This is a genomic window from Flavobacterium sp., from assembly GCF_043780635.1.
Classification (GTDB): domain Bacteria; phylum Bacteroidota; class Bacteroidia; order Flavobacteriales; family Flavobacteriaceae; genus Flavobacterium.
Genome location: NZ_JAYWCK010000128.1, coordinates 21,108 through 27,293 on the forward strand (window position 1 = coordinate 21,108; position 6,186 = coordinate 27,293).

General features: G+C 32.4%; 4 protein-coding genes and 1 tRNA gene. 3 read left to right on the forward strand and 2 right to left on the reverse strand.

All coding sequences use genetic code 11. The features are described 5' to 3' along the window. Positions 1 to 2: 2 nt before the first annotated feature. Positions 3 to 767, reverse strand: a complete 765-nt coding sequence (locus ACH2BV_RS11755; protein ID WP_395050925.1) for an enoyl-CoA hydratase/isomerase family protein — start codon at positions 765 to 767, stop codon at positions 3 to 5. Positions 768 to 870: 103 nt separating this feature from the next. On the opposite strand from ACH2BV_RS11755, the gene ACH2BV_RS11760 reads away from it, so the two are divergent. The 3 genes from ACH2BV_RS11760 to ACH2BV_RS11770 all read left to right on the forward strand — a co-directional run bounded on the left by ACH2BV_RS11760 (position 871) and on the right by ACH2BV_RS11770 (position 5,403). After that, positions 871 to 947, forward strand: a tRNA-Ala gene (locus tag ACH2BV_RS11760). A gap of 344 nt (positions 948 to 1,291) precedes the next feature. Continuing rightward, entirely contained in the window at positions 1,292 to 2,758 is a 1,467-nt protein-coding gene (locus ACH2BV_RS11765; RefSeq protein ID WP_395050926.1) for a glycoside hydrolase family 130 protein, read from the forward strand. A 164-nt stretch (positions 2,759 to 2,922) separates the two neighbouring features. After that, complete coding sequence (locus ACH2BV_RS11770) at positions 2,923 to 5,403, forward strand: AsmA family protein (RefSeq protein ID WP_395050927.1); 2,481 nt, start codon at positions 2,923 to 2,925, stop codon at positions 5,401 to 5,403. 50 nt (positions 5,404 to 5,453) lie between these two features. Here ACH2BV_RS11770 and ACH2BV_RS11775 read toward each other — a convergent pair. Continuing rightward, positions 5,454 to 6,186 (reverse strand): L,D-transpeptidase family protein (locus tag ACH2BV_RS11775; protein WP_395050928.1); only part of this gene is annotated, 733 nt, incomplete at its 5' end.

Here is a 6,186-nt window from a genome sequence, read left to right on the forward strand (position 1 = left end):
TTTTATTTTTTAAATTGGTTTAATGCCTTTCTGGAAAAATCAGAAAGCACTAATTTTCCCGAAATTTTGGCTCTTTCATAAAGCAGGGTGTTCCAGTTTTCGGTTCCTTCCCAAAACACTTTTTTTATTTCAGCTAAGGCTCCGGGATTGTAATCCACTAGTTTATTGGCGAAAGCCGTGATTTCTATATCTAATTCGGTTGTGGTTTCAAATATTTTGGCATAAAGACCTTTTTGGTTTGCCCAAAAGGCTGTTTTCCATTCTGTTTCCAAAGTCATTTTGGACATAGCACTTTTTCCTATTTTTCTAGTTACTGCTGGTTCTATTACGAATGGGCCAATTCCTATCGCTAATTCGGATAATTTTATGCTACTTTCATTTGTTGCCAAAGCATAATCGCAAGCGGCTGCAATACCTACGCCACCACCAACAGCTTTTCCGTGAATTCTACCAATGATTATTTTTGAACAATTCCGCATTGCATTCAACACATTGGCAAATCCCGAAAAGAATTTCGTGGCTTCTTCTAGATTTGAAACTGCCATAAGTTCATCAAATGAAGCTCCGGCACAAAATGCTCCTGAACCACTACTTTTTAAAACAATTACTGAAACATCAGGATTTTTACTTAAAATATTGAGTTCATTTGTCAAGCGGTCAAGCAAATCACTAGGAAAAGAATTGCTCGCAGGATGCCCGAATTCGAGGATTGCGATTTTATTTTCGATTGTCGTGATTAGTGAACCGTTTTGATTTTGAGTTGTCATTTCACAAATTTTGATGTAAAGTTAAAAATATTAAGGGAAGCATATGATTTTTTTTCAAAATTTGCTTTGTGCTTTAAATATATGTTATATTTGCGCCATAATTGGGGGATTAGCTCATTTGGCTAGAGCGCTTGCCTGGCAGGCAAGAGGTAGTCGGTTCGAATCCGATATTCTCCACCAGCAAAAAACCATAATTACTTTCTTTAGTAGTTATGGTTTTTTCGTTTAATTAATGTATTGCAGGAATTATTTTATTTCCCAGATTCTATAATTCTTCTCTTGTTTCATTAGAAATAGATAAAATCTACTATAAGAGTCACAATAACTGCTGTACTTTATTGGTTATATCTTATTGGGTTATCAGTATATTTTTTTCACTTTTTTAGTACCTTTAATGTTTCTTAGAATGGAAGTTTGGTTCTACCAAACATTCAACTTTCTGAAGTTTATCGTTCTGAAATTTTTGCCACTTACAATGTCAAAAAAATGACCCCGTTATTTTATTAGAATTTAAAAATAGATCTATGAGAGTTGCTGTCACCCGAAAAAATGTAAAATTCATTCCTGATTCCAGTCGTGTTGTAGCCAGATATTTCATGAATGGTGAACAACGAACCCGAGAAATGGTAAGTCGTATAATGGTATTGGATGAAATGCAGGTCATTCACACTCTAGAACAGATACTCCGAGAGTTTGCAAGACGGCATCGAAACATTTCACGCATATTTTTTAAGCATTGCGAAAACATTCGTGGGATAATTGAAGAGATGCAAATTAACTATGATGGGCTTTCTGATGAACGGAAAATGCTTATTGGATCTTATTGTACTATGGAGTTTGCTATTGAATCTGCTGCTTTTTTTAACCCTTCTATTGTTGAAGATTTCGACCAATCGGGATTAGAACAAGGAGAAAAACGCATTATTATTTCCTTCCGGGCCACGGGAGAAGGTCATATCTCTTCCATTGTTTTTAGAAGGGCAATCCTTGATAGTAACAACGATCTTCAGGTGATGAAAATTGGCGATAACATTGATAAGGCAGAGATTGAGCATAAATCATTATATAACAAAAACCGTTTTGTCTTGAAATTGGCAGAAATGCATACTCCAGATAAATATTCAGCCGGTATTCTGAAAGAGCTACCAGATGAATTTGGATATCATGTATTAAAAAATGCGATAATTAAGGCCTTGGAAGACCAATCAATCAGTCAGGATAAGAGAACTGCCCTTGAAGAAATAAACTGGTTAGCAGATTCATTTTATGATTTACAATTCAAACACGATTCGGATATTACAGAACGGGTTATATTTCCAATTTCAGAATCTGAAAGCCGCGGTATTGAAGATGCCCGTTTTGTGCGATTTGTTGATGATGATAAATCAGAACAAATAATTGCCACTTATACGGCTTATAATGGTCACACTATCCTTCCAAAACTTATTGTTACTGAAGACTTTTATTCTTTCCGTGTAATGCCTTTGCATGGAGAAGGGGCACAAAATAAAAATCTGGCAATATTTCCAAGAAAAATAAAAGGAAAGTACGCCATGCTTTCCAGAATTGATGGTGTAAACAATTATCTTATGTATTCTGACAGGCTCACCGATTGGAAAAACCCCGTTTGCATACAGCAACCACGCTATCCATGGGAATTTACGCAAATTGGAAATTGTGGATCTCCATTATGGACAGAAGAAGGTTGGCTAGTTATTACTCATGGTGTAGGCGCTATGAGAAGATATTGTTTGGGTGCTTCTTTGTTTGATCTTGATGATCCTTCTAAAGAAATAGGAAGACTTGATGAACCCTTGCTTTCGCCACGAGAAGATGAACGAGAAGGTTATGTACCTAATGTTGTGTATTCTTGCGGTTCAATTATCCACAATAACAGCCTTATATTACCCTATGCAGTCTCAGATTATTCATCTACGTATGGCGTGGTAGATATGGAAGAATTAATTAATGCAGTAAAAAAAAGTAAATGATAGATTCAATTGTTGATGTTTAAATGAGTTGATTCTACTTTTTTAATAATGCTTTAACTGGAATTCGATTAATTAAAAAATTATTTTAAGGGCAATAGTTTCTAATTTATTTTTACAATATATAAGAATTTCATTATCTTCATAATACTGCTAAATCCCGCAAAATGGAAGAACATTACGATAAAACGAAAAGTCCTCAAAAATCAAATCGTCTTAAAAAAATCTTCAAAATAACCGGGTTTTTCTTTATTGGATTATTTACCTTAATACTGATTAGCGCTATAGGTTTACGAATTTATTTTGAAAGCAATAAAGCGGAAATAGTTGCCAAAATCAATACCCAAATCAACGATAACATACTTGGAGAAGTAAAAATTGGCGACATTGGATACAAGTTGTTGATAGGATTTCCAAATTTTACCGTAGTCTTAAACCAAGTTGAGTTAAAAGACAGTTTGTTTCCAATTCATAAACGCACGCTTCTAAAAGCAAAAGAGATTGAAGTGCGCCTGAACGTTTTGAGTTTATTAAAAAAAGAAGTCAATATCCATAAAATAGTAATTAACGATGCGACCATTGATTTATTTAAAGATATAAACGGGAACTCTAATTCTAATATATTCAAGCTGAAAAAGAAAAAGACAAAAAGTGATACCCCAACTTCTATTGATGAGGTTATCTTAAAAAATGTAACCTTTATTTCGGATAATCAAAAAGGGAATAAGCTTTTTTATTTTGAAATTGAGTCTTTAATAAGTGAAATTAAGTTCACAGATGAAGGCTGGACAACGGATCTTTATTTAAAAACCTTAGCAAAAAGTCTTGCGTTTAACACACAGAAAGGCAGTTTTATAAAAGATAAAAACCTTAGTGGCAATTTATCAGTTACTTTTTCGAAAGGACAAAACTTAATTAGTGTGGTTGCCGATAATTTAGATATCGGAGATGACCGTTTCATTATTAAAGCACATTTCAATATAGGGAAAACGAATTCTCTATTTGACATTGATATTAAGACTAAAATCTTATGGCAAAATGCTTCTAATTTATTATCCAATAATATTAGTTCAAAACTGAATCGCTTTGGTACGAAAGCGCCTCTCGAAGTTTCATGCTTCATAAAAGGGGATATGAGCGTAAAAGGGGATCCGGAAATCGTGGTTAATGCCGTGATTAAAGACGACGAACTGAAAACTACTTATGGTTCAGTCACAAATTGCAGTTTTAATGGTAAATTCACTAATAATTATGAAAATGGACTAGGTTGTAATGATGCCAATTCTGCAATATTAATTACTGATTTTAAAGGCGAATTCAAAGAAATCCCCATAAATATTCCATCGGGAATTATCAATAACCTAAAGAAACCTGTTGCGACCGGTAAATTTAATTCTGAATATGATTTAGTTAAACTAGATAATTTTATTAATGAAGAATTTATAAATTTTTCTGGAGGAACTGCTAAAGTTAATCTCGATTTTAAGTTTGATATTGTTGATTTCAAATTGAATAAACCGCAATTTACAGGAGCTATTATTATTAAAAACGCAAATCTTTTTTTAAAACCCAAAAACGTAAATTTTGAAAAAACAGACATTGAACTTTATTTTACAGAACAAGCATTGTTGATTAAAAAAATTAAATTTCAAAACAAAGTCAACACTGTTTTTATGGAAGGCAAAGTAGATAATTTCCTCAATTTATATTATGATGCACCCGAAAAAATGAATGTCAAATGGAAGATTTACAGTCCCTATTTGGATGTTAAACAAATTGTTGGTGTTTTGTCCTATCACTATGATGCAGCGCCTTCAAAACAAAATAATCAATCTTCAGATCAACTTCAGGAAGTACTAAGAAAATCCCAAGTTTCCCTTGATTTAAAAGTCGATAAATTGACTTATAAAAAAATGATAGCTAACAATTTTAAGGCTAATATTATTATGGCCAAAAACGGGTTGTATGTTAATAATGTTTCAATTCAGGGTTCAACAGGGAGTTCAATGAAAATTGATGCTAATGTAATTCCTCAAGGCAAATCATTGATATTAAAAGCTAATCTAAAATTAAAAGATGGTAATATTTCAAGATTTTTGGCCTCGTTTAATAATTTTGGTATAAAATCTTTTACTCCAAATGGCATCAAAGGAAATCTTACCCTAACTACTTCACTCTCAGGAATTCTTAATAAAGAACGAGATTTAGTGCCTAATTCTATTACTGGAAAAGTAATATTTCATATAAAAGATGGTGCTTTATCAAATTTTGCCCCAATTATTAAAATTGGAAAAATTGCTTTTTCAAATAGAGATGTAAAGAATGTTACTTTTAGTGACTTGGCAGGAAACGCAACAATAAATGGAAGCTTAATAAATGTTAAAGATTTAAAAGTTACTTCTAATGTTTTGAATATAGATGCAAATGGGATGTATTCATTGTCTAATAATGGAACAAGTTTAGCCGTAAAAATTCCTTTAAGAAATCCAAAAGATGATTATAAGATTGCAGATATAAATGAAAGAAATGCATTAAGATACAAGGGAATGGTTGTAAACTTGATGGTAGTTGACGGCGATAACGGACAAACTAAAATTAAATTAGGCAAACCTAAAGAAGAGCCTAAAAAAGAAAAGAGGAAAGAGTAAAAAGAATACCAAGCGATTCTATGTTGATAAAAAAAGCAAAAGCTATCTATTTATTTTGAATCTTCAGAAAACAGATGTCCAGCTAAAATGTTATCTCTTGAATAGATATCAGTAAAAAAATTAATTTCCCCAGAATCGTTTACCCAAGCCGTAAAATATCCTATGTGAATTGGAATTATTTTCTTTAGCTTACAGATAGTTTCTTTTTCGCCATTCATAGCCACGTTGATACGTTCAATAGGCCAATCTGGGTCGTTTTTTAAAATTGCCACGGCTAATTCTTTTGCTTTTTCTATATTAATACAGCCGTGACTTAATGCTCGGTATTCCTGCTGAAATAAACTTTTTGAGGGAGTATCGTGTAAATAGATGTCATTAGAATTTGGAAACACAAACTTAACAAGTCCTAACATATTGTTTACACCAGGTTTTTGTCTGACTTTTCCATTGTTCCATTCTAGATTATTGGAAGCCAAATAATTTTTGTCTCGTTCTATCTCATATTTTAACTCATAATCGATGATGCTTTTTGGCACATACCAGTAAGGGCTAAATATTATTTTAGTCATATTGCTGCTAAAAATTACTGTTTCAGTCATATTCTTGCCTACAAACAATTTTGATTCTAATTCGGTTTTGTCATTTCTTTTAAATAGGAGTTTATAGGACGGAATATTTATAATTATAACCCGTTGGGTGTAATTATTTAAAGTAAAATAAGTCGGATAAATATTGGTCAAGATACTGAAATTCAGTATCTTGAAGTCGCTAAACAAACCAATA

Bases quoted from the DNA above. Each gene is read 5' to 3' on its own strand.
- ACH2BV_RS11765 (WP_395050926.1), top strand. From the start codon at position 1,292: ATGAGAGTTGCTGTCACCCGAAAAAATGTAAAATTCATTCCTGATTCC.
- ACH2BV_RS11770 (WP_395050927.1), top strand. From the start codon at position 2,923: ATGGAAGAACATTACGATAAAACGAAAAGTCCTCAAAAATCAAATCGT.
- ACH2BV_RS11755 (WP_395050925.1), bottom strand. From the start codon at position 767: ATGACAACTCAAAATCAAAACGGTTCACTAATCACGACAATCGAAAAT.